We start from the raw sequence: 24,326 nt of genomic DNA on the forward strand, positions 1-24,326 counted from the left end.
TATAAACGATGAAAATATTGGCATTTGCAGGAAGTACATCTTCCACTTCTATCAACAGAGAACTTGTAAAATTTGTTCTGAAAGATTTTCAGAATGAGGAAATTAATTTGATTGATCTTAATGATTTTGATATGCTTGTTTTTTCTGTCGATCGAGAAAAGAAAGGTTTCCCTGAAGAAGCGCATAATTTTTTAAAGGTCATTGAGGAATGTGATGTAATCATATGTTCATTGGCGGAGCACAACAGATCTTACAGTGCTGCATTTAAAAATGTGTTCGACTGGGCATCAAGAATCAATGTAAAGGTTTTTCAGAATAAACCTATGCTTTTAATGTCAACTTCTCCGGGAGGTTATGGTGGCGGAAATGTAATGAACACTGCAAAAACATTCTTTCCTCAATTCGGAGCTGACATCAAAGAAACATTTTCTCTTTCAAAGTTTTATGAAAATTTTGATCTGGAAAGCGGAGTGATTAATCCTGAAATGCTGAATGATCTGAAAACGAAAATTGAAAGCTTTAAAACTCAAATCGAGAACTCATGACCAAAGGCAGACTGGAAGCTTTTAGCGATGGCGTTTTAGCTATTATCATCACCATCATGGTTCTTGAACTGAAAGTTCCTGAAGGGAACAGCTGGAATGACCTCAAACCTCTTTTGCCTAAGTTTTTAGCCTATATTTTCAGTTTTATTTACGTAGGAATTTATTGGAACAACCATCATCATTTATTTCAAACCGTAAAGAAAGTCAACGGAAGCGTTCTTTGGGCCAATCTTCATCTGCTGTTCTGGCTTTCATTAATGCCTATCGCAACAGAATGGATCGGATCGACCCATTTTGCAGAAAATCCGGTCGCTACTTATGGAATTACATTGGTGATGTGTGCAGCAGCTTACACTATTTTAGAAAATACCATTATAAAATCTGATGGTGAAGGCTCACAACTTAAAGAAGCTATTTCTTCCAAATTTAAAGAATATGCTTCCATTGTTTTATATGCACTTGGAATCGTGACTTCATTTTATTATCCTTATATTGCAATAGGGTTTTATTATTTTACGGCTTTGATGTGGCTGATTCCTGATAAAAGAATTGAAAAATCATTAAACAAAGAGTAATATGGAAAAGCACGAATATACCAACGGCAATCTTACGATTATCTGGCAGCCTCAGAAATGCATTCACTCCACAGTATGTGTGAAAATGCTCCCAAAAGTATATAATCCAAAGGAAAGACCTTGGATAAAAGCTGAAAATGCATCTATTCCGGAGCTGAAAAATCAGATCGATCACTGTCCTTCCGGAGCATTAAGCTATCAAATCAATACAGAAAAATAATGGCAGTCACCGTAAAAGCAAGTTTAGGCAAAGAAAAATATTATACAGAAGTGGTCGCTGGTGAAAATACACTGATCACTGATGAACCTGTAGATAAAGGAGGACAGAATAAAGGCTTCAACCCATTTGAAATATTAGCAACTTCTTTGGCAAGCTGTACTGCAGCTACTTTAAGAATGTATATTGAAAGAAAAGAATGGAATGTAGAAAAAATAAATGTAGAAGTAGAACTGGAGAACTTTCCTCTGACCAAAAGAGCAGTTTTCAAAAGAGATATTACCTTTGAAGGCACGGATCTTGATGAGGAACAACTGAAAAGACTTCATACGATTGCAGACGCCTGTCCTGTCCATAAAATATTAACAAACGATATCGAAATACTAACCAAATTCTCATAATATGATTGAAGTAAAGCAAAACAACGACGAAAAACACGGAAATTTTGAAGCATTCATAGATGGAAACCACGCAGGATTGATGACCTACACCTGGGCCGGAGAAGAAAGATTTATTATAGACCACACCGAAGTGGAAGAAGCCTACAACGGAAAAGGAGTTGGTAAGGAAATGCTTTTGGCTGCAGTAGATTTTGCAAGAAAAAACGGGAAAACAATTATTCCGCTTTGTCCTTTTGCAAAAGCTACTTTCCAGAAACACGAGGAGCTTCAGGATGTTTTAGTAAATCAGACTCAAGCACAGTAATTTTTTTTAATTTATTAAAAATACAGAAACCTTCCTGAGTGAAATCCGGAAGGTTTTTTCTTTTTCAGCAGAACAGAAAAAAACTATATTTGCTGAAATTAAAATGTAGGTATGAATTCCGGAACTATCCTTTTACTATTTGTTTTTATATACTTCATTGGTCTTTTGGTGATTTCTTATTTCACAAGCCGAAATTCCGATAACCAATCATTTTTCATTGGTAATAAAAAAAGTAAATGGTGGCTGGTTGCTTTCGGAATGATCGGAACAAGCTTAAGTGGTGTGACTTTTATTTCTGTTCCCGGAACAGTCGGGAAAATGACCGGTAGTGAATATATCTACGGCGGTTTTGAATATTACATGATGGTGATCGGGTTTTTCATCGGTTATTTTATTGTGGCTGCAATCCTGCTTCCGTTATATTATAAGATGAATCTCACCTCTATTTATACGTACTTAGGGAAAAGATTCAACGTTGAAGCCCATAAGATCGGATCGATATTTTTTATCATTTCAAGAGCGATTGGTGCTACTGCAAGACTGTATTTGGTCGTGAATGTTTTACAGATCTTTTTGCTTGAAGGATTAGGGGTTCCGTTTTGGCTGACTGCTTTGGTACTTTTGTTAATGGTCCTTTTATATACGTTTGAAGGAGGGGTAAAAACCATCGTTATTACCGACACCTTACAGACTTCTTTTATGATTATCAGCTTAGTTGCGTGTATCATTTATATTTTATCCAATTTAAATTTATCATTCGGTGAAGCGTATACTATTTTAGAACAGAAGAATTATACGCATTTCATTAATTTCGATCCCAATTCCAAGACTTTTTTCCTGAAAACTATTTTAGGAGGAATCTTCATCACGATTGCAATGACGGGGCTTGATCAGGAAATGATGCAGAAAAACATCTCTGTTGACAATCTTAAAAACTCAAAGAAAAATATGCTGACTTTTGCAGGTACATTACTTTTTGTAAATCTTGCATTTTTATTCTTAGGAGGTTTACTATATCTGTTTGCAATGCAAAACGGAGCCGAATACGGACAAATTGCCGGAGATCCAATTACCAATATTTTTGGATTTAAAGATTCTGCAGGACAGATAAAAAACATCATGGGTGATGATCTTTTCCCAGCTTTATCGCTTCAGGGACATTTTCCAATGATTATTTCTGTGATCTTTATTATCGGATTGATTTCAGCATTATTCCCTTCTGCAGACGGTGCTTTAACTGCGGTTACAAGTTCTTACTGTGTTGATTTATTAAATCTAAATGAAGATAAAAGCAAAACTGAAAAAGAGAAAAAACGACTTCGTATGAAAGTTCATTTGACGTTTACCATCATATTCTTTATTTTGATTATGATTTTTAAAGCATTAAATGATAAATCCATTGTTTATCTTATTATGGAAATTGCAGGGTATACGTATGGACCTCTTTTAGGACTTTTTGCTTTTGGAATTTTCACCAAATTTCAGATTTCAAAAAAATATTCAATTTTGGCAGTGACTATTTTAGCACCGATTTTCACTTATATTATTAATCTTCTGGTAACTGATTTTACAGACTACCGAATTGGTGTAGAATTAATTATCCTTAACGGATTGCTTACTTTCATCGGATTGTGGCTGGTAAGACATAAGTCGCATTTGAAAATTGTTTAATTAAAGTATTAAGCTTTACCTAAATAAAAACTAAAATCCGGATTTCGCATCCGGATTTTTACATTTTTATAAGACATTAAAAAATTGTAAATTCGCGTGCAAATAAATCTTATATAATGAGTAAAAGTATCGAAGAGTTAAAATCTCTTACTACACAAATCAGAAGAGACATTTTAAGAATGGTTCACGCTGTAAATTCTGGTCACCCAGGTGGAAGTTTAGGATGTACTGAATACTTCACAGCCCTTTACGGAAAGGTAATGAACTATAATCTTCCTTTCACGATGGAAGGTAAAAATGAAGATCATTTCTATCTTTCAAACGGACACATTTCTCCGGTATTCTATTCAACTTTAGCTAGATTCAACTTTTTCCCTGTTGAGGAGTTGAGTACTTTCAGAAAATTAGATTCTAGATTGCAAGGTCACCCTACGACTCACGAAGGTCTTCCGGGGATCAGAATCGCTTCAGGTTCTTTAGGACAAGGGCTTTCTGTAGCTCTTGGTGTGGCTCAAGGTAAAAAATTAGATGGGGACAGCTCTTTGGTTTACTCTCTACACGGAGATGGTGAATTGCAGGAAGGTCAGGTTTGGGAAGCATTTATGTATGCTGCAGCAAAAAAAGTAGACAACATCATTTCTACGATCGACTATAATGGTCAGCAAATTGACGGAAGCACAGAAAATGTACTTTCTTTAGGAAATCTTCACGCAAAATTAGAAGCTTTCGGATGGACTGTTTTGGAAGAGAAAAACGGTAATGATCTTGAAGCTGTGATTGCTATTCTTGAGAAAGCAAAAACTGAAACAGGAAAAGGAAAACCAGTAGTAATCATTCTTCATACAGAAATGGGAGCGGGTGTAGACTTTATGATGGGAACTCACGCTTGGCACGGAAAAGCTCCTAATGATGAGCAATTGGATACTGCATTCAAGCAATTATATTTAGAAGCTCCTGCTGATTATTAATTATAAATGATGATCGATAAATGATGATTGCGAATCTTTAAAATATCATTGTCACCTATCATTTATCAATTATTAAAAACTTAAGTAAAATGAAATTTACATATACAGAAAAAAAAGATACACGTTCAGGATTCGGAGCCGGATTAGCTGAACTTGCTGATACTAACCCAAATGTTGTAGCACTTTGTGCAGACCTTATCGGATCTTTGAAAATGGAGAAATTCATTGAGAAAGCTCCGGAAAGATTCTACCAGACAGGTATTGCAGAGGCCAACATGATGGGCCTTGCTGCTGGTCTTAGCATTACAGGGAAAATTCCTTTTACGGGAACTTTCGCTAACTTTTCTACTTCAAGAGTGTATGACCAGATTCGTCAGTCTATCGCTTATTCTGGAAAAAATGTTAAAATCTGTGCTTCTCACGCAGGTCTTACTTTAGGAGAAGATGGTGCTACTCACCAGGTGTTGGAAGATATCGGGATGATGAAAATGCTTCCTGGAATGACGGTAATCAATCCTTGTGACTACAACCAGACAAAAGCAGCTACAATCGCTATTGCTGAGCATGACGGTCCTGTATATCTAAGATTCGGTAGACCAACTGTTCCTGTTTTCATTCCGGAAGATATGCCTTTCGAAATCGGAAAAGGAATTCTTTTACAGGAAGGAACTGATGTAACAATCGTTGCAACAGGTCACCTGGTTTGGGAATCTTTAGTTGCTGCTGATGAGCTTGAAAAAGAAGGTATTTCTTGTGAGGTGATCAACATCCACACAATTAAACCTCTTGATGAAGAGATCATCTTAAAATCTGTTGAAAAAACAGGTAAAATCGTAACTGCAGAAGAGCACAACTACCTTGGTGGTTTAGGTGAGTCTGTTGCGGGAATGTTAGCAAGAAAAAGACCGACAAGACAGGAATTCGTTGCAGTAAACGATACTTTCGGAGAGTCTGCTACGCCTGCTGAACTGATGAAGAAATATAAAATCGACGCTGCTGCTGTAAAAGAAGCAGTGAAGAGAATTTTAGCATAATATTTTCTTACCTATATATGAAAAGCATCCTTTTTAGGATGCTTTTTTTATTTTGAATTTGTTGGAAATTTGCAAAGGCAAAAACACTTATTTAAACTTCCTCTCCTCTTCTTTTATCGATAAATCATTAATACTTGCGAATCTTTTTCTCATTAAACCATTTTCATCAAATTCCCAATTTTCATTTCCGTAAGCTCGCAACCAATCGCCTTCTTTGGTTTGATATTCATATTCGAAACGAACAGCGATACGGTTTTCTGTATGCGCCCAATATTCTTTTTTCAGTTTATAATTCAATTCGCGTTCCCATTTTTTAGAAAGAAATTTTACGATTTCTTCTCTACCGTTAACGAATTGATCTCTGTTTCTCCATTCGCTGTCGATAGTATATGCTTTGGAAACTCTTTCAGGGTCCTGACTATTCCAAGCATCTTCTGCTAATTGGATTTTTTCTAATGCCGTTTCAAAAGTAAAAGGCGGAAGTGGGTGCTTTTGTTCCATGATTACATTAAATTGATGATTATTTTTTTTGATTTTTCTATTAATTCATTCGATCTAAAAAGCTGGCTTTCAATAATGCTGCTTTCGAAAAGTAAATAAATATGATCTGAAAGGTCTTTATCTTCCATTAATTCAGAAAAGTAATTCCTCAAATCTGTTTTGTGACCTTGAATGACAGATAAAATTTTCACATTATCCGTAGAAATTTCAGATAAGATATTCAGGAAACTGCAACCTCTGAAATCTTCCTTTTGATTCATATAGATTAAAAAATCGAAGGACGAAATGATTTTAGATTTTACATCTTTCTGTTTTGATGTGAAATTGTGTAACGCATTAAACCAATACTCATGTCTTACATTCAAAAATTCAACGCATAAGTCTTCTTTTGACTTAAAATATTGATAGAAGCTTGCTCTTGCCACATTTGCTTCAGCAATAATCTGATTAATTCCTGTAGAATTATATCCTTGTTTTGCAAAGAGTTCAAATGTTGTGTTAATTATTCTTTCTTTTGGTGATGACATGCTCGATTTATTTAACAAAACAAATTTATAATTTTATTTTCAAAACAGACAGATCATTCTGTCTATAATTATTTTAAAGAAATATCAATAATAACTAAATTTAAAATAAGTTCGGAACAAGAAAACTTCTTAGTTTTTAACGCAATGACCCTAACGTTTATCTTTAATTAAACATGAAAAAATTTCCGTTCACAAAGACGTTTCACTCAGCTACGGCTCAAGTTATCATTTGCTGAACGAAGTGCCTTTGCGAGCGGAAAATAATACTCATTCATTAATACTTCGTTACAAACATTGCGTTAAAAAAAGTTTTGGCTAAAGCCAATTGGAATTGTTTAAAAAGAAAAAAACGGACTAAAGTCCGTTTCTATTGATATTGTAATCTTTTAATCTTCGAGTTTTTTAATCCTTTAATAAAAGATTATCTAAAGAATTTCCATTTCGGGATAATTGCCAACATCCCGAATCCTGTAAAAAGGAAAAGATTGGTAACATCCGTATAAAGGAAAGTGGATAGATAGTAATTGTGCATAAAGAAGTGCAGAACAAGCAGCGTTGGAAATGCAAAAATGCCTATTTTTCGGTAGAAAAACATTAAAACAAGACTTACTGCCATCAATGCATCGATCGTGAAAATAGCATAGGAATACCAAGCCGGAATATTCAATGTTTCATGTTGCAGGTATTCATCAAGATCTATCCCGAATCCCATGATTGTAAACAACATCAAGGCTGCAAAAGCCAGAATAAATCCCCATCCTTTCTTCGGATCTTCGTCAAAATAGCTATATTCTTCCATAGGTACAAAAATAAAGAACTTATGAGAGATTTCATAAGTTCTTTTATATAATTCGTTTAAAATTTGAATTAGATAGAGATCGCGTTGATCAATCTGTTTTTGTCACTTAGGTATTCTTCCATAGAAATCATACTTTCAGTTCTCATTACATCCTGAATATCATCTATTTGATAAATGATTCTTTTTGCATCCTCCGTATTTTTAGCTCTTACTTTACAAAAAATATTATATTTTCCTGAAATAACGCTTGCTTCAATTACATTAGGAATACTTGTTAATTCCTTCAATACTTCTTGCGTACGGTTTGATTTTGTTAAAAGAATTCCAATGAAAGCCGTGAAGTGATAGTCTAGCTTTCCGTAATCAATGTTAAGAGATGATCCCAAAATAATACCCGCATCTTCCATTTTTTTCACTCTTACGTGAATTGTTCCAGCAGAGACATCCATCTGTTTTGCAATTTCAGTAAAAGGCATTCTTGTATTTTCTACTAAGAAATCAAGAATTTTCTTGTCTATTTCGTCCAGTTGATAGTTCATATTAGTCTGATTGTATTTTTTGTAAAAAACAAATATATTTTTTGCAAATTTAGAAAAAATAATTTAGTAAAAAAAATTATCACAAATATTAACAATAATTAACACGGATGATAAAAATCATTAAAATATTCTGATTATTTAACCTCTGATTTTACAGAATCTGTTTTTATTTCACTTTCAACTTTCTGCTGTTTTTTATTCTTTTTCTTCTTAAACAGGGAATTAAAACTTTTACTCCAAACGACCCCCACTCCATATGATTGATTTGCTGAGCCATTTGCATTAAGCCCAGTTCCAGTACCGATAGCATATGGTTTTGAATATCCTCTTAATATTAATGTCCCATCATTCTTCTTAGAAATATCATATTCTATAGATCCCTCTCCTGATAAGAAATTGTTGGTATCTGTATTTTCTGTCTTAGAAAGCGGAATTCCAAGACCTGTTTTTACGTTCACTCTTGGTGAAAGTTCAAAACTAACTCCTGCATTGGCTCTGTCTCCTGTATTTGAGTTCTGATCTCCTTTTACATAATTCAAGTCAATCTGGAATTCGTTACTCACTGTATTCAATGCTGAGCCTAATTGTTTTAAGATCATATTATATCCTGAACTTTCCGCTACTCCGGCAAAATCAACTCCTACTCCACCCGTCGTCATATTAAAGCTATTTAACAAAAGAACAGATCCAAATTGTAATACTTTTTCACCATCCTGACTTAGTTTACTGTTCAATGCTTCTTTTACCTGACTGGTAACATCTAATGCCGTCAATCCCAATTCGACCTCAGGATTTGTTAATGTTTCTGTAATCTTAGCCTGAAGAAGGATTTTAATCGGCTGAAGTCCGCTCATACTAAGATATTCTCCCGTATTAGAAACCATCCTCATATAATTTGCCGTAATATCCAGAGTAGGCTTCATTGCATCACCATCCCAACGAATACTGCTTCCTTTTTCTATCTGGAAGGTTTTGTTAAGGATCGCTTTAGAAATAAAGGTTCCGTTGTCTACCATATAAGCTCCACTCATAGAAATATTCCCCTGTCTGCTCATCTGGAATTTCAGATTGTTGGCAATTCCTTTCACAGAAATGTTTCCTACATCATCTCCCACCAAAACATTTACAGTAGTCCCTTTATCGATATCCAGACTCAAATCGACATTCATATTAGCACCAGATTTCTTTTTATCTTCCAATACAATTTCTCCTACTTTATTTTCTTTTAAAAACCTCAGCATTTTAAATTCTTCCACATTAGTCGTAGAAGCAGAATTAAAGGTAAATGTACTTCCATTTAATGCTTTGAACGGAGTTCGTGGACTGGTTTCTATATCCAACGAAGAGACCGGTCCGGAAATCGTTGCTTCCCCCTGTCCATATACTCTACCCCAAAATAGGTCGTTATCTTTTTGAGTTGAATTTAAAACCAAAAGATTATTGGCATTAAAGAAAAGAGCGACCTGCATTGAAGATAAGGTTTCAAAACGGATATACCCGGAAACTGTTCCCTGCGAGCTAGTTCTGCCATCATGCACTTCAATATTATTAAGAATAGCCAATCCTTTTGATAAAGGAATTACCGTATCATCAAATGAATAATCAACTCCTGTAAATAAAAGCTTTAACCCGAATCCTTTTAATGCAATATCTCCACTATAATCAAGATCACTCAATTTTCCGCTAATTTTAAGATCTCCCGTTGCTTTACCCCGCATGTTTCCAAAGATGGACTGTACAAACTGCTGTGTAAATGCAAGATCAAAATCTCTCATCTCTGCAGTAAGATCTATAACAGGAGACGAAGTATTATTGTTTACCGTTCCTGTAACGTGCAGGTTGTTATTTCCTAAAACTCCTGCAGAAGCCACTTTGATATCCACATCATACACATTTAAAGAAAAACCGTTGGTTGCAGAGATAGTAATATCTCCCATGTCATTTCCATTCATGACAATATCATCTATCGTCATGTCTATAAGGGGTTGCAAGGTACTTTTGTCCATACGGATCTTAACACTACCATTGGCAAGTCCTTTTATTCCCATGGGATTTCCTCCGGACTGCATTTCCAGAAGTTTCTCTATTGAGAAATCTTTCACTTCCGCGTCCACATAGAAATCTTTCGCCGATTTAAATGTTGATTCATTGATCTGTAATGAACTGTTATCAGAGTAAATTCTAAGATTTCTTATTTCAAAATCTGCAGTCTTCTTCCTGTATACAATAGAGTGATCTAAATTCGGATCGGTATCTATTTTCCAATTTACATCATTGAATGCAATTTCAGTAGGTTCAAATTTGAATACAAAGTCACCTGCCTCATTCGTAGACTGGTTAAAGTTGATTGCATAGCTTTTCAGCTTATTTTCTACGTCATCTTCCGGACTTCCGTGTTTGAAGTTCGTAGAAATTCTGAGCAGGCTATTATTTTCATTTTTACCGGTTAAGGTAATATCTCTGAGTATATTTTTATTGTATTCAATCTTATTTATCTTCGCGTACAGTTGCTGATCGAGATTAGCCGTGTTAATTCTAACCATAATACTATCGACCATAGCACTGTCTTTCTTAATGTCGCCCCTGTCATTGATTTTATAAGAAGGATTGGATGCAGCCAATGCCTTATCCGCCTCTGTTATTTCCTCAATTTTGGTCATGACATACTTCAGAGAAGCTGCATCAAGATTTAAGATCAAATTATTAGAATTCCCATCATATTCACCATCCACTTTTGCACCTTGAGGCAATTTCAGATCTGGCATAAAATAACTGATCAGACCTTGCTCAACATCAAAATTCATGGCAAAATTCTGACCTCTGTACAGCTTTCTCGGTGGCGGACCAACCAAAATTTTTCCTAAGCCATTTTCTACCATACCGACAAGATCTGCAAGATTATATTTCCCTGAAATTTTACCATTTACAGCTCCCGGTGCGTCAACATCAATTACTCTTCCGCCATTCTCTATGAAAGTTTTAAGTTTTGCATTAGGAATTTTATACCGTTCTGTTGCCGTTGCAAAATCTATATTATTGGCTTCTACATCAAGGTTCAGATCATTTAAGGTAGACATCGCCATTTTTCCGACAACCTGCCCGCTCACGATTTGGTTTCCGGGTTTATCGGTGAAGTAATTCATATTTAAATAACTCACATTGGCATCTACATTGGCAAAAATTCTTGAAGTGCTGAAATCTATTAAGCCTTTTATGGTTGCTTTAGCCTGTTCATCATTAACCGTAATTAAACCATTGTATTTTTTGTGATCTAATAATCCGTCCAAATACAGATTATTGATTTCTTTATTCATAATCTCAACACTTGAAATCTGAGATTTTGTACTCAGCTTCATCGTATTGACATCAAAACTCTGCCCGTTAAGATTAAATTTTCCGGAGATCAATCCAACAGATTTGTTTTTTGTGATCACAGAAGTATTCAGATCCTTTATCTCTGCATATCCTACATATTTTGGCAGTGCAGAACTGTAATCCGTTAAAGAAAAGTTTGTGATTTTTGCCTGTCCTATGCTAGTCATCAGGTTTCCTGACGATATATACACCTGCTTAGGAGTCACTTTAGCAGTTCCGTTGTATTTCAGCCTTCCGAAATCATCTGCAAAATTTTTCATCTTTTTAGAGATGAAGGTCGGCATCATTTTTTTTAGTTCGATATAAGTAAAATCGGTAGAAAGATCGTTCGTTTCGATCTGGAAATTCCCTTTCAGTAAATTGTGGGCCTGTAATTTTTTGGTAGCAATATTCACCTGCGGATTTCTGATCAGGAAGTTCTTTAAGGTAAACTGGTTTAAAGGTCCTTCCATGTCTCCCGAAAGATTGAATGGAATAAAATTATCCCAGTTCGTCACAAAATAACTGATATCATATCCGCTAAGCTGACTTCCCTGATTGATATTCATTTCCCACTTTACTTTGTTAGTAAAATCAGCCCATGAACCTTGGTGAAGGTTAAACTTAATATTCCCTTGCAATAATGAATGATCCGTATTTAAAGTCAGATCTTTCAGCAACAGAAAATCTTCTGTCATCGAAAATTCTGTAGAGAAGGTTTCCACAAAATGAGATTTCCCCCATCTTTTGGTGGTAAATGTGAAATTGTTGATCTGTGCAGAAATATTCGCTCCGTTTACTCTTACTTTTGGGGCTTTCAGATTCACTCCTGTAGCAGTAAGCCATTTCCCTGCTTCTCCCGGTGAATTCTGATTAATAATAGAAATTTTAGAATCTAAAATCTCCAATCGGGAATTAAGCTGAAACGGTGGTTTGCTAGGATCTCTTTTTTTCCCGCTGTCGAATAATTTTGTAAATCGTATGAAATTGGAAATGCTGTCTCCTTTATAAGTAATTACCTTTACATCGGCATTTTTAAGAATAAGGCCGTTGAAACTTAAAGAATTATGTTTACCAATGTTCGTCGCTAATGAAAACCAGTCGGAATTGGCAATAAATTCTTTTGCCTTTATGAATTCAAAACCTTTATAATCTTTTACTTTTAACCCTTTAATCGTTACATCTCCAAAAAAATCTACCTCAACACTTTCAGTAGACATATCTGCTTTGAAGTCTCTGTTTACGATCTGCAAAGCCTGATCTGCTGCCCATCTCTTGGTAACCGGAAGATTAATGACTACAACAGCAAGAACAACTACCCCAAGAACAAACCAGAAAAGAACCAGTAAAAGTCTGGCCCACCAGGAATAGCTTGTCACATCTTTTGCAGCCTGCTTTCCTATTTCCTGAGCAGCATCTAAAGGGTGCTTTATAGCGTCTGAGGCAAATTCAGAAGCTTCCTTTACGGTTTCCTGAACATTTTCCACAGTTTTCTGTACCTGATTTCCTAAGTTTTCAGCTACTGATTTTTTGTTCTCATTGTCGTTATTATTCTCTAACTTTGCCATTATTATGAGCGACTCTATAATTTTAGGTATCGAATCGTCTTGTGACGATACTTCAGCAGCTATTATCAAAGGAAATGCTATTCTTTCTAACATTGCCGCCAATCAGGCAATTCACAAAGAATACGGTGGTGTGGTTCCTGAACTGGCTTCAAGAGCACACCAGCAAAACATCATTCCTGTTGTTGAAAAATCTTTACTCAAAGCAAATATACAACAAAATGCAATCTCTGCCATAGGCTTTACACGTGGTCCCGGACTTTTGGGTTCACTTCTTGTGGGTACATCTTTTGCCAAGTCATTGGCGATGAGTTTAGATGTTCCGTTAATTGAGGTAAACCACCTTCAGGCACATATTTTAGCACATTTCATTGAGGATGCAAATCCTATGCCGCCCAAATTTCCGTTTTTGTGTCTTACCGTAAGCGGAGGTCATACGATGATCGTTTTGGTAAAAGACTATTTTGATATGGAAATTATCGGGAAAACCATTGATGATGCTGCAGGTGAAGCTTTTGATAAAATCGGGAAAATATTTGATCTTGATTATCCGGCAGGTCCTATTATCGACCGATTGGCAAAAGAAGGAAATCCGGATGCTTTTAAGTTTAATAAACCTAGGTTAGAAAATTACGATTATTCTTTCAGCGGAATTAAAACTTCGGTATTGTATTTCATCCAGAAAGAGGTAAAAAAAGATCCTGATTTTATTAAAAATAATCTTAATGATCTTTGTGCTTCTGTTCAGAAATCTATTATTGAGATTTTAATGAACAAACTGGAAAAAGCGGCACTAGACTTAAATATAAAAGAAGTGGCGATTGCCGGCGGAGTTTCTGCCAATTCAGCGTTAAGAAAAGCAATGCAGGACAATCATGAAAAACTAGACTGGAATATTTATATCCCGAAATTTGAATATACAACAGATAACGCTGCAATGATTGCCATGGTAGCTCAGCTGAAATTTGAAAGAGGTGAATTTACTGATCTGAGAACAACAGCTACCGCAAAATACGATTTATAATGAAAATATTATTAGAAGAAAAAGTACTGGGAACGCAATCTAAAAAGAACTCAAAATATTATTGGGTTTTGGAAACCGTTACCGGAAAAAATGAAGCCGTTGCCCAAACTGAAGATGAGGATTATTTAATGGTGAGTTCAGAAACCGGATATATTCAAAATATAAAGGAAGAGGTTTTAGAAAAAATAAATTCAGAAAATGTTTTCAGCTTTGCGTATGAACCCAAAGAAGGAGATTATTTATCCATCAAAAATAATTTAAGAAAAAACGAATATCTGAATATGATTTTCATGAATAATAGTTGGGTTGAGGAAATTTATATGTGTTCTTACAGAGACTGTGAAGGTGATATTTATACTACAATAAAAACAGGAGTTGCATTTTTGAGCGAAAATGAGATCTTTTTTTAAAAAATAATACCCTTTTTTCTATGAAACTTTTTTTTGGAGAGATAAATAACGGAAAAGCAATCATCAATGATGAAGAACAGCAGCATATTGTAAAGGTTCTTCGTATGAAAAACGGTGAAGAAATCCATGTAACGGACGGAAACGGAAATCTTGCTTCGGGAAAACTCGTTATTGAAGGAAAAAAAGCAAATATTGAAGTAGCTGAAATTAAAGAAGATTTTCCTGATTTCAGTCCAAAGCTTCATATCGCGATTGCTCCGACCAAAAACATCGACCGTATTGAGTTTTTTGTAGAAAAAGCTGTAGAAATGGGAGTTTCTGAAATTACAATCCTGCAAACTGAAAAAACGGAGCGTAAAAACATCAATATTGATAAGCTGAAAAAACAGGCGATTGCAGCATCCAAACAAAGTTTACGATTCCATTTTCCTGTGATTAATGATACTGTGAAAATCTCTGATTTCCTGAAAAAGATCAATCCGGAAAATACATTTGTAGCGCATTGTCATGAAAATCTGGATAGAGTTCACCTTAACGAAATTCCATCTCTGGAAAATATTACTTTTTTAATTGGTCCGGAAGGAGACTTTTCTGAGAAAGAAATTTCATTTTTAGCAGAAAACAATATCAAAGCGGTCTCACTGGGAAACCAAAGATTAAGAACGGAAACCGCAGGAATTTTTGTAGCCGCATGGAATTATAACAAAATGATCTAGCTTTTCTCTTTAAATCTTTTGATAGGCATTGTCAATCCGACCTGAAGCGTATTAATTGGAAAATTTTCGGCTTTTAACAATCTGAAATTATATCCGACGGTAAGTTTTCCATTTCCTCCACCGAATCCTAAATAAGGCATTATTCGCGGAATGACTTTCTGAAAATTGGTCTGAAACTGCATTTCTGCTCCCATCGAAATTCCGGCACTTGAACTGACTCCAATTTTAGGGGCCATAAAAAAACCATATCTGTTGTTAATGATAAAATCACTTCCCGCGTAATAAACTTTTGTTGCGCCGTGATTTCCTCCATAATCAATTACTCTTCCGAAAACCAATTCAATGATATGCATTTGTGAAGCTCTGAAAGTCTCAGTATTATCTTTCGCATCTCCTGCATAATGATAACCGACTAATATTGCCGGAGAAATGGTTGTTTTTAATCTTCTGTGAGATAAGGTATCAAATTTCAGCTGTGAAAAGAACAAACCACCGGATGAAATAAAAAATACCAGTAAAAATAATCTCGTCATCCTATTTTTATTTCAACTATAACTTCTAAAAGTTAATTTTATTATCCTTTACATATTTTTCAAATATCTATTTCTTTTAATACTCTCTTTTTACTTCATTAAATATTTTAAATCTCTTCAAAAGAGGGAACAAAATGTGATAAGGAAATAAAATAACAAGAATAAAATAATTAGCACATTCAAAATCTGCCAAAACAAATTTCATCGTATACAAATGGAATACATATAGAAAAATCATAAAAAATGTCAATAATTTTCTATTAAAAGCTCCTAAAAAACATAAAAACTGTGTAAGAATACCAAGTACAGTAATGATTACCCATATATTTTCGTAAGCATACAAATTTTTCATCCAAACAGGAACAATTTCATCCGCCCTATAATAGTTATCATAAGTATTAAGCTTTGCAGCATTTTTATTAATCCATAAAAGCTTATCAGTATGTTTTATAATATTTTTAAATGTTGCCAAAATTTTACTTGCTCCTGCCAAAGTATAGGTTACCAAAATACCTAAATAAAAATACTGAATAAGTTTATAATCTTTTCCTTCTAATTTTTCTGGCAATAGAAATATACTTAGAAAGAAACCAAGAATAATCAAATGATTATCATGATGCAGTCCATAATTAGCAGAAATGGGGAGATTAATAACCGCCGCTAAAAGAAATATAAACACATTAAGAATATAAGACGGTTTAAAAAATGTCCATACAAAAAGTAACCCACAGGTCATTAAAAGAATTACAAATACTAACGTACTGGGATATTCAGGAAATATAATTTTTTGGAGCCAAAAAACAGGTTCATTAAGAGAATCCGCCCTTTCTTTGAGCATTTTAAATTTTAAATATTGTGCCACCAACCAATAGAGACCAAAAATTCTTACAAGAAAATAAGAAACTTTAAAATTAAAGATAGTAAGCTGAGGATAGGTCATCATAATTCAATAATAAATTTCTTAGCAATTTTCATGGCTTTTGTCTCAATCAGACGAGGATTGTAGCTCTCTTTATAGAGTAAATAACCTTCAAAATTTGGTTCTATATCCTTAGCAAAGATCAAGAGTTTTTTGCGACTCATTTCCTTATCTATATTATTTTCTATTTGTTTCCCATAAGTATCCGTAATCAAAGCTTTATCATTGGCATCATAGTATGGAGAAGGTGTTATATAATTTATTTTTATAGTATCCATACCTTTAAGACCATACAAAATATATCTTTCTTCATGTAAAGATCCTCCACTAGGAACTGCAAATAACTTCCAGCTGGCAAAAGGATAAAGCTCCTTATAGCCTTTTTCAATGATAAAAAGACTCGTTAAAGACATACCAAAAGAAAAAAAGAATAAGTATTTTGTGTATTTTTTCATTACATCTTAATATTATTTTCTCTCAAATATTTTTCAAATATCTGATCTCCGCTTCGCATCGAATTCACCGCCCAACGGATTTTCACTCTTAATAATTTTTCTTCATTAAGTTTATAATCTATTCCGGACTTTATCAGCTTTTGCTTTAATTCATACAAACAGATCGAAGCCGCCACAGAAACATTAAAACTTCTCGTAAAACCATACATCGGAATCGCCAAAGTCTCATCTGCAAAGTCTAAAATTTCTTGGGAAACGCCTTCCATTTCAGTTCCGAAAATTAGAGCCATCGGTTCTGTGATTTCATACTCAGGCAAAAATCTAGCATTATTTTCTAACGATACCGCAACCATTTTATAGCCTCTGTCTTTGATCTTCTGGAAAGATTCCATATTTCGGGGAAGTTTTTCGACTTCAACCCAGGTATCTGCTCCTTTCGTCACTCGCAGATTAGGCTCAAAATTATGTTCTTCCTGCAAAGCAACTACTTTATGAAAAGCACAGGCTTCTGTAGACCGAACCACTGCTGCTGCATTTCTGAACTGATAGACGTCTTCCAAAACCGGCAGCACAAAATCTGAACTTTCAGGCGCAAAATGTTCAATTTTCCTTATTCTTTCTTCCGTTAAAAACTCTTTGAGGTACTCGTATGTTTTTACTAAATCTTCCATGCATTTTCAAATCTTTGCAAATTAACGTAATTTTGAGGAATGAACCCGACAAAGGTCTAAATTCTTAATAAAAGTTACATGAAACGAAAAGTCCTGCTAATATATACCGGTGGAACCATCGGGATGGAAAAAGACTATGAAACAGGAAGTCTGCGTGCTTTCGACTTCGGAAATATTTTTGAAAAAATGCCGGAAATGAAGCTCATGGAATGCGAAGTTTCTCTTCACCCTTTCACAGAGCCTCTGGATTCATCAGATATGGGACCAAAGGAATGGAGAATGATTGCCAATTATATCCGTGAAAATTATGAAGAATATGATGGCTTTCTGGTTCTTCACGGAACCGACACGATGTCTTATACTGCTTCCGCATTAAGTTTCATGCTGAAAGGATTACGAAAACCCGTTATTTTCACAGGTTCACAGCTTCCTATCGGTGATCTGAGAACGGATGCCAAAGAAAATCTTCTGACCAGTTTATATTATGCCAGTTTATATGAAAATAATGAAGCGGTCATTCAGGAAGTTGCCATTTATTTTGAATATAAATTGCTGAGAGGAAACAGAACCTTAAAATATTCGGCTGAGTTTTTTGATGCCTATTCAAGTCCGAATTATCCTATTTTAGGACAATCCGGAGTTCACTTAAATATTATTAAAGACAATCTTTACCGTTGCGATCCGAGCGTAGAATTTCATGTAGATGAACATATTTCTGAAGATATTTTATTCTGGAGAATTTTTCCGGGAATGCATTTAAGCCATTTCAAAGAAATCCCCAGAATGAAAGTATTGATTCTTCAGGTTTTTGGATCCGGAACTATTTTCAGCAATGAAAAAACCCAGGAAACACTACAGGAAATCCGAAACAACGGAACAGAAATCGTAGTGGTAAGCCAATGTATTTCAGGAGGTATTTCGTTTGGAAAATACGAAAACAGCAATGTATTTTCAAGAATAGGAGCCATCAGCGGAAAAGATATGACCGCAGAATGTGCTATTACAAAAGCCATGCATTTAATTGGCAATCCCGTCTACAAAGGAAGCTTTGCTGAAAATTTCACCAAAAGTCTTTGTGGAGAAATTTCTGAGTAATCGTGTGATTAAATTTGCAGATTCAATAAATTACCCTATTTTTGCAATCTGAAAAAGAGAGGTGTCCGAGTGGTTGAAGGAGCTACCCTGGAAAGGTAGTATACGGGTAACTGTATCGAGGGTTCGAATCCCTTCCTCTCTGCAAATACCAAAACAACCCCATTGTACATCAATGGGGTTGTTTGTTTTTTATAGGTTTATTCATCATCATTTCATTTATGATTTTGTAAAGCAAACAGTGTTTTTTTGTATGCATTTATTGCTGAAAGAAAAATTCAAAGCATTTTATTTTATAGTTTCGTTTCTATTAGAAAAATAAATAAGGGCAGGATAACCTTACTCTCGTCTTCTATTAATTAGTTTTTAATTTTTTGAGATTTTTAGCGCGTTAATGATCGAAAATTATACCATTACTAAATCTGATACACGACCAGTAGATAGGTAACCATTATTTACTATTTTCTAATTGAAGTTATCTTATAAGAAGAATCTCCTTTTATTTGATAGAGTTCTTTTGAATGTAAGCTACCATCAATATTATGAAACTCAAAATATCCAGTCTTTAGTTTACTTTGATAACATTTTTGTGGATTGGAAGATTTTTTAAACCTATATAATCCTTTAGAAAAAAGTTTATGTGTCTTTTTTTCTTCCACTATTTCAGTACCATAAAAATAATTATTTTTTGAACTATCTATTATTATAAAGACATCAAAATGATCATCATAAATATCGTTGTCTTTTTCTTTATAGACGTAAATTGTATCTATAAACTGATCTGCTTTAAATTTTCCATCTGCTTTAATAAAGCCATTTTTATCATAAATACTATAAGACATATCGCTTTCTTTTATACAGGATTTCATTAGAAAAATAGAAAATATTAATAATAAAAAACGTGTTTGACAATTCATTCTATAGCGTAATTTTAGTGTTATATACAGTGTCATTTATTATTATATACTCATCTTTCCCAATAATATTACAATTCAAGTCATAAGTGTTGTGAATTCCATATGGTTGGCTACTTGATAATGCTTTTCTAAAGTCTGAATTTCTTTTATATCTAAACGTTCCCATAAGTTTAGCATTTTTCTTAAAAATAATATATTCTGTTCCATAAAAATATGGTCCTCTCAAGCTATCAATATTAATAGAATCTACAAAAGGTAAATTATGATTTTTACTATAAACAATACTACTCGTAAAATAGTCTTTGCGAAAATGTAAATTCACGGCAGCTTTTTCGCCTTTATCAAAAAAAGTAATTTTAGTGTCATCTGCAGTTTTATCTAAAATATAATTAAGCTTTCCATTTGGATAATATATTTTTTTTGGTATTTCCTTTTTACAGCTTAATAAGAAAATAAAACTAAATAAAATAATATATCGCAGAGTAATTTTATTTTTAATATTACGCATTTTAATAATTATTAGAGTGCTTATTCTCAGAACCGTGCATAAGAAGTATGCACCCGTGTAGAGTTTTTTCATCCCAAGTTTATTTTAGTTTATTGTTATTAATTCTTTAAAACGTTGCAAAAATATTGTTTTTAGTTCACAGAGATTAGATTTATAATAAAATATTTGTGAATATTCGTATTCCATCATCCTTTTTATTCTTAATCCTATGAAGCAAAGGTAGGGCTGCAATACGACAAAGTGTGTCGTCTCTTATTTTGGGACCCTGGATATTATTCAAGCTGGTCAGAAAACTAGCTATAAGCGGTACTGAAGTGGTTGTAACCTCTTATAAAATGCCTGAAGCTGGTTGGTAAAGTATCTAAAGGCGGTTATGAACTGCCTGGAAGAGGTTATGAAAAGGGGGTGCGCCAGTTCGGAACCTCTTTTAGGGGCTTAGGAACCGGATATACCCACTTAGAGAAGTCCCTGTCACCACTTCACCAACCTATTGCAGCCACTTCAGGACCGGCTGAGGGGTGGTTCCGGACCGGGTAAAAGGGGTTCGGAACCGGCTGTAACCACTTCATCAACCGGTTGCAGGAACTTCAAAACAATCTGCCCCCACTCACCTGTTCAGTGAATGTTACACCACAACTGGTATTCCCGGTAATCGTAGAAAAACTCCTGGATTCAGATTTACATGGACTTATTTTTTTTCAAAGTAAAACCTAATCGATCGTTCCTAAAATCTTCCTAAATCTCTTATTTAATTTGTCCTGTTTTTCAATAGCATTGAAAGTATTTATATACATCAACAATCAACAGAACCTTTAAATTCGTGATTATGAAGAGAGCATTATGTTTATTATTTCCCCTTTTATTTTTAAATAGTCTTTTGCAGGCACAGATAAGCCCGCCCGGTTTGGGAGATGCCAATACTGCTTTTTGGGGCGCTTTCGGAATAAAACAAAAGCTGGATTCTTTGGGTAAGAAAGAGGCGCTCAGTTATGTAGCGATTGGCCGTAAAAGCAGCCCGGACAATGAAACATTGTTTTCAAAACAGGCTATTTTTGTTGTAAATCATGAGGTTTACCATTCTTTTTCACCTCATCAGCAATACAGCTACGCCATTAGCTACCGAAGACAGCCCGAATATCAGAGTTCAGAGCCTTATGATAAGGAAGCTACGGAACAGGAGTTAAGAGTATATGGAAGATATGCCTATACTTTTAATTTAGGGGAAAGATTAAAGTTTAAAAATACCATCCGGCAGGAATTCAGGAAATTTTTTGACGCTGATTTTAATAGAACTGAAGAGGATTTTCAGCTGAGAACACGTCTTAAAAGTCAACTGACCTATACTGTATCCCGAAAAAGCAACCAGAAAATTCTAGTGAGCATGGAGGAATTATTTTCAATAAGCCACATGAATGAACCTGAACATTCATGGAATCATTTTGGATACCGGGAAATGCGTATTGCGGCTTATTATGTATTTGCTATCCCCCATTCTCCTTTTACAATGGATATAGGATATATGGATGACCTGATCAGGGACAGCAGAAGCCTCCACAAAGGCGGCGTTCATTATCTTGCCGCAGATCTTATCTGGAATATTCCTTATCAGCGTAAGTAATAAAAAAACCTCCCGGTCAACTATGATCAGGAGGTTTTGTTTGAAAAATTTCAAACTACAATTTAGTTATATGAATGTTTGGTTTAAAAATTAATTGCAGATCATTAAAAACTGCTCGTTCATCTGTACTTTAAATTTGGCTTCTGATTTTAATTTTGAGTACATCATGTGTTCGAAAGCGTGTACTTCTTTTAATTTTTGGTCTATAAATTCTGCGATCTGCACGACAGAAAAAATGAAATCTCTATATACCGCAATATCAACAGTCTTTCCGAAAACAGGAAGATAGGCTTTAAGGAAAGGGATGGTGGATTGATGTTGGTTATAGTTTACACACAATCCGGCTCCATCTCTAAACGTAATGACTTCTTTATCATTAATAAAATCAAAAACGGATGTATTGTCTTGGGTAGTATTTTGGGCAATATGTCTGTTGATCTTGTCTAAAATATGCTGTGCATATTCCATCATGGTGATGGTTTTCCATTCAAAAAGGTGATTCATTCCTTTCGAAATGTGTTTGTTGTTTTGATCGCAGCTGGTGCAAAATGAAATTCCTATTTTTTCATAATACGGGAAAAAGCAGTCTTTGATCTGAACAGATGCATCTGCCTGAAGCCTGTCTTTAGCAAAATTGTAATATACATACGGACTGTACAAATTTGCCAAGTGCTTCAAATAATCAACCTCGGATGTGTTATGGTATTCTTCAAACCATTTTTCAAGGTTGTTGTAATAATTATTTTCAAATTCTTTATAAGTAAGATAAAACGGCAGTTCCATAGCTTTGTAATTTTGATATGACAAAACTATTCCGCTTATGCGACAAAACTTGACGTATTAAAATGCACCTAAAAAAATAGTTGAGAATTTTTATTTGTCATAGTTTTTCATAATGAATTCAAAGTAATGAATCATTCTAAGGTAGTTCTCGATACTGATATATTCGTTGGTGCTGTGAATACTTTGCTGTTCAAAACTGTTGATCTTAATAGGCATAAATCTGTAAATATGATCACTCACGATCTGATATTTATAAGCATCCGTTCCTCCCACTGTAAGGTAAGGAGTCACTACAGCTTCAGGATAAATCTGTTGTATTCCCTGTTGAATCATTTTATAAGCACGAGTATTCGTAGATGAAACTGCAGACGCTTCACGGCTATTGTCGATTTCTTCTACCTCCACATCAAAGCCTTCTGTAGCTTTCGCAATATGTTCTTTGACCTCTTTTATAGTATTACCGGGAAGTAATCTGAAGTTGACCACAAATTCCACTTCAGGGGAAAGAACATTGGTTCCGTCACTGCCTTTCATCATGGTAAGTGCTGTAGTCGTTCTCACCAAAGCGTTGGTTGTGTTATTTTTGGTGAGTTGAGAAAGCAATACAGGTTTAAGCAGCCATGTATTTGCAATGGCCATTCTGTTCACAAAAGACATTCCTCCTCCTACATTATTAAAAAATTCCTGCATAGAAGGGGTTATCATAGGTTTCATCTGATCTTTTTCAAGCCGCTGCATAATAACTGCTGCTTTACCAATGGCACTTTCAGTGGGTGGCATAGAAGAATGACCGCCCAGTCCTTTTACTTTTATTTTGGCTGAAAGAAATCCTTTTTCGGCACAACCGACAACGGCAACATCATTATTAATTCCGGCCACATTTCCTTTTTCTAAAATCAGCCCACCTTCGTCATATACGGCATCAAATTTTAGCCCCAGTTTTTTAAAGTGTTCAGCAATCTGGGTGGCCCCTTTTTTCCCTCCTACTTCTTCATCAAATCCAAAAGCCAGATAAATATCGCGTTCCGGAATAATTTTACTTTCAATGATCATATTTGCTGATTCCATTAAAGAGAAAAGCATTCCTTTCATATCTATCGTTCCTCTTCCATAGATCTTACCATTTGCGACGGCTCCTGAAAACGGACCATATTCCCAGTCTTTTGCTACTCTTGAAACGCTTGGCGTCGGTTTATCATTTGGCTGGTTTATATTTTCATTTTTATTGAGCACGTCTGCATCGCCCGGCGGAACAACATCAATATGGGATAAAAACAATATAGGAGCTAAAGAACTGTTTTTTCCTTTTATTTTAAATACTAAAGCATAGGTATTGATTTCATAGTTTTCGGTATTTTGATAGACCAAAGGATAAGATTCTTTTAAATAGGTCTTAAATTTTTCAAACGGAGCATAATCAAAATCACCCAATTCACCTGTAGAAACTGTAGGTATTTTTATTCCTCCGGATAACCGCTGAACTGCAGCATCATTACGAACAACATCCCAGGGTTTTCCGGCAGAAGCTTCGTTCTTTTTGAATGGATAAGTGAGGGTCCTTATGATTAGAAAAATAAGTAAGACTACAATTGCAGCTAAGAATAGTAATAGTATTTTTTTCATGATAATCGGTTTGGTACCTAAATATACAAAACCCTTTCTATAATTCACCAATATGAA

Annotated in this window: 26 protein-coding genes and 1 tRNA gene; 14 read left to right on the top strand and 13 right to left on the bottom strand. The window is 34.7% G+C overall.

Annotation, left to right across the window (positions count from 1 at the left end; genetic code table 11):
• Window positions 1–8: 8 nt before the first annotated feature.
• The 8 genes from JI747_RS15315 to JI747_RS15350 all read left to right on the top strand — a co-directional run bounded on the left by JI747_RS15315 (window position 9) and on the right by JI747_RS15350 (window position 5,715).
• Window positions 9–545, top strand: a complete 537-nt coding sequence (locus JI747_RS15315; protein WP_225689762.1) for an NADPH-dependent FMN reductase — start codon at window positions 9–11, stop codon at window positions 543–545.
• Window positions 542–1,120 (top strand): TMEM175 family protein, encoded by a 579-nt coding sequence (locus JI747_RS15320; protein WP_225689763.1) that lies wholly within the window; start codon window positions 542–544, stop codon window positions 1,118–1,120. Before JI747_RS15315 ends, JI747_RS15320 begins: the two co-directional genes overlap by 4 nt.
• Before the next feature lies 1 nt (window position 1,121).
• A complete protein-coding gene (locus tag JI747_RS15325; protein WP_225689764.1) occupies window positions 1,122–1,340 on the top strand; it encodes a (4Fe-4S)-binding protein in 219 nt (72 codons plus the stop codon).
• The gene (locus tag JI747_RS15330) at window positions 1,340–1,738 is read left to right on the top strand and encodes an OsmC family protein (protein ID WP_225689765.1); all 399 of its coding nucleotides are present in this window, start codon (window positions 1,340–1,342) and stop codon (window positions 1,736–1,738) included. Before JI747_RS15325 ends, JI747_RS15330 begins: the two co-directional genes overlap by 1 nt.
• A gap of 1 nt (window position 1,739) precedes the next feature.
• A complete protein-coding gene (locus tag JI747_RS15335; protein WP_225689766.1) occupies window positions 1,740–2,042 on the top strand; it encodes a GNAT family N-acetyltransferase in 303 nt (100 codons plus the stop codon).
• A gap of 111 nt (window positions 2,043–2,153) precedes the next feature.
• Entirely contained in the window at window positions 2,154–3,713 is a 1,560-nt protein-coding gene (locus tag JI747_RS15340) for a sodium:solute symporter (RefSeq protein WP_225689767.1), read from the top strand.
• Between the two features lie 116 nt (window positions 3,714–3,829).
• A complete protein-coding gene (locus tag JI747_RS15345) occupies window positions 3,830–4,681 on the top strand; it encodes a transketolase (RefSeq protein ID WP_225689768.1) in 852 nt (283 codons plus the stop codon).
• 89 nt (window positions 4,682–4,770) lie between these two features.
• Window positions 4,771–5,715, top strand: a complete 945-nt coding sequence (locus tag JI747_RS15350) for a transketolase family protein (RefSeq protein WP_039371065.1) — start codon at window positions 4,771–4,773, stop codon at window positions 5,713–5,715.
• An 87-nt stretch (window positions 5,716–5,802) separates the two neighbouring features.
• On the opposite strand, the gene JI747_RS15355 is transcribed toward JI747_RS15350, so the two are convergent.
• From JI747_RS15355 to JI747_RS15375, 5 genes are all read right to left on the bottom strand, one after another.
• Window positions 5,803–6,216: a nuclear transport factor 2 family protein gene (locus JI747_RS15355; RefSeq protein WP_225689769.1), complete on the bottom strand. Its 414-nt coding sequence runs from the start codon at window positions 6,214–6,216 to the stop codon at window positions 5,803–5,805.
• A 2-nt stretch (window positions 6,217–6,218) separates the two neighbouring features.
• Entirely contained in the window at window positions 6,219–6,743 is a 525-nt protein-coding gene (locus JI747_RS15360; RefSeq protein ID WP_225689770.1) for a TetR/AcrR family transcriptional regulator, read from the bottom strand.
• Window positions 6,744–7,164: 421 nt separating this feature from the next.
• Window positions 7,165–7,542 (bottom strand): hypothetical protein, encoded by a 378-nt coding sequence (locus JI747_RS15365; RefSeq protein WP_225689771.1) that lies wholly within the window; start codon window positions 7,540–7,542, stop codon window positions 7,165–7,167.
• Window positions 7,543–7,610: 68 nt separating this feature from the next.
• Window positions 7,611–8,081 (bottom strand): Lrp/AsnC family transcriptional regulator, encoded by a 471-nt coding sequence (locus JI747_RS15370; protein ID WP_042723244.1) that lies wholly within the window; start codon window positions 8,079–8,081, stop codon window positions 7,611–7,613.
• Window positions 8,082–8,215: 134 nt separating this feature from the next.
• Window positions 8,216–13,003, bottom strand: coding sequence for a translocation/assembly module TamB domain-containing protein (locus JI747_RS15375; RefSeq protein ID WP_225689772.1), 4,788 nt, complete (start codon window positions 13,001–13,003; stop codon window positions 8,216–8,218).
• Window positions 13,004–13,007: 4 nt separating this feature from the next.
• Here JI747_RS15375 and tsaD point away from each other — a divergent pair, with 4 nt between their 5' ends.
• Genes tsaD through JI747_RS15390 form a run of 3 tightly spaced genes read left to right on the top strand, consistent with a single transcriptional unit; the run spans window position 13,008 to window position 15,150 of the window.
• Entirely contained in the window at window positions 13,008–14,024 is a 1,017-nt protein-coding gene (tsaD, locus tag JI747_RS15380; RefSeq protein ID WP_225689773.1) for a tRNA (adenosine(37)-N6)-threonylcarbamoyltransferase complex transferase subunit TsaD, read from the top strand.
• Entirely contained in the window at window positions 14,024–14,434 is a 411-nt protein-coding gene (locus JI747_RS15385; protein ID WP_225689774.1) for a hypothetical protein, read from the top strand. Before tsaD ends, JI747_RS15385 begins: the two co-directional genes overlap by 1 nt.
• Before the next feature lie 20 nt (window positions 14,435–14,454).
• Entirely contained in the window at window positions 14,455–15,150 is a 696-nt protein-coding gene (locus JI747_RS15390; protein ID WP_225689775.1) for an RsmE family RNA methyltransferase, read from the top strand.
• Here the strand turns inward: JI747_RS15390 and JI747_RS15395 are convergent.
• The 4 genes from JI747_RS15395 to JI747_RS15410 all read right to left on the bottom strand — a co-directional run bounded on the left by JI747_RS15395 (window position 15,147) and on the right by JI747_RS15410 (window position 17,728).
• Window positions 15,147–15,683, bottom strand: coding sequence for a hypothetical protein (locus tag JI747_RS15395; protein ID WP_225689776.1), 537 nt, complete (start codon window positions 15,681–15,683; stop codon window positions 15,147–15,149). The two genes, JI747_RS15390 and JI747_RS15395, sit on opposite strands and share 4 nt — an antisense overlap.
• Before the next feature lie 76 nt (window positions 15,684–15,759).
• Window positions 15,760–16,545, bottom strand: a complete 786-nt coding sequence (locus JI747_RS15400; RefSeq protein WP_225689777.1) for a hypothetical protein — start codon at window positions 16,543–16,545, stop codon at window positions 15,760–15,762.
• 77 nt (window positions 16,546–16,622) lie between these two features.
• Complete coding sequence (locus JI747_RS15405; protein ID WP_225689778.1) at window positions 16,623–17,057, bottom strand: hypothetical protein; 435 nt, start codon at window positions 17,055–17,057, stop codon at window positions 16,623–16,625.
• Complete coding sequence (locus tag JI747_RS15410) at window positions 17,057–17,728, bottom strand: TrmH family RNA methyltransferase (RefSeq protein WP_225689779.1); 672 nt, start codon at window positions 17,726–17,728, stop codon at window positions 17,057–17,059. Before JI747_RS15410 ends, JI747_RS15405 begins: the two co-directional genes overlap by 1 nt.
• Window positions 17,729–17,806: 78 nt before the next feature.
• On the opposite strand from JI747_RS15410, the gene JI747_RS15415 reads away from it, so the two are divergent.
• Both JI747_RS15415 and JI747_RS15420 read left to right on the top strand, forming a co-directional pair.
• Window positions 17,807–18,823, top strand: a complete 1,017-nt coding sequence (locus JI747_RS15415; RefSeq protein ID WP_225689780.1) for an asparaginase — start codon at window positions 17,807–17,809, stop codon at window positions 18,821–18,823.
• A 55-nt stretch (window positions 18,824–18,878) separates the two neighbouring features.
• Window positions 18,879–18,965: transfer RNA gene (locus tag JI747_RS15420), tRNA-Ser, on the top strand.
• A gap of 313 nt (window positions 18,966–19,278) precedes the next feature.
• Here the strand turns inward: JI747_RS15420 and JI747_RS15425 are convergent.
• A complete protein-coding gene (locus JI747_RS15425) occupies window positions 19,279–19,737 on the bottom strand; it encodes a hypothetical protein (RefSeq protein ID WP_225689781.1) in 459 nt (152 codons plus the stop codon).
• 1 nt (window position 19,738) lies between these two features.
• Window positions 19,739–20,317 carry a hypothetical protein gene (locus JI747_RS15430; RefSeq protein WP_225689782.1) on the bottom strand — a complete coding sequence of 193 codons (579 nt, stop codon included), beginning with the start codon at window positions 20,315–20,317 and terminating at the stop codon, window positions 19,739–19,741.
• 754 nt (window positions 20,318–21,071) lie between these two features.
• Between JI747_RS15430 and JI747_RS15435 the strand changes: the two genes are divergently transcribed.
• Window positions 21,072–21,863, top strand: coding sequence for a DUF2490 domain-containing protein (locus JI747_RS15435; protein ID WP_225689783.1), 792 nt, complete (start codon window positions 21,072–21,074; stop codon window positions 21,861–21,863).
• A gap of 90 nt (window positions 21,864–21,953) precedes the next feature.
• On the opposite strand, the gene JI747_RS15440 is transcribed toward JI747_RS15435, so the two are convergent.
• A complete protein-coding gene (locus JI747_RS15440; RefSeq protein WP_225689784.1) occupies window positions 21,954–22,646 on the bottom strand; it encodes a hypothetical protein in 693 nt (230 codons plus the stop codon).
• Between the two features lie 90 nt (window positions 22,647–22,736).
• Complete coding sequence (locus JI747_RS15445) at window positions 22,737–24,269, bottom strand: M20/M25/M40 family metallo-hydrolase (RefSeq protein WP_225689785.1); 1,533 nt, start codon at window positions 24,267–24,269, stop codon at window positions 22,737–22,739.
• Window positions 24,270–24,326: the final 57 nt, after the last annotated feature.

Origin of the sequence: Chryseobacterium tagetis (assembly GCF_016735585.2) — a bacterium.
In the GTDB taxonomy this organism is placed as follows: Bacteria; Bacteroidota; Bacteroidia; order Flavobacteriales; family Weeksellaceae; genus Chryseobacterium; species Chryseobacterium tagetis.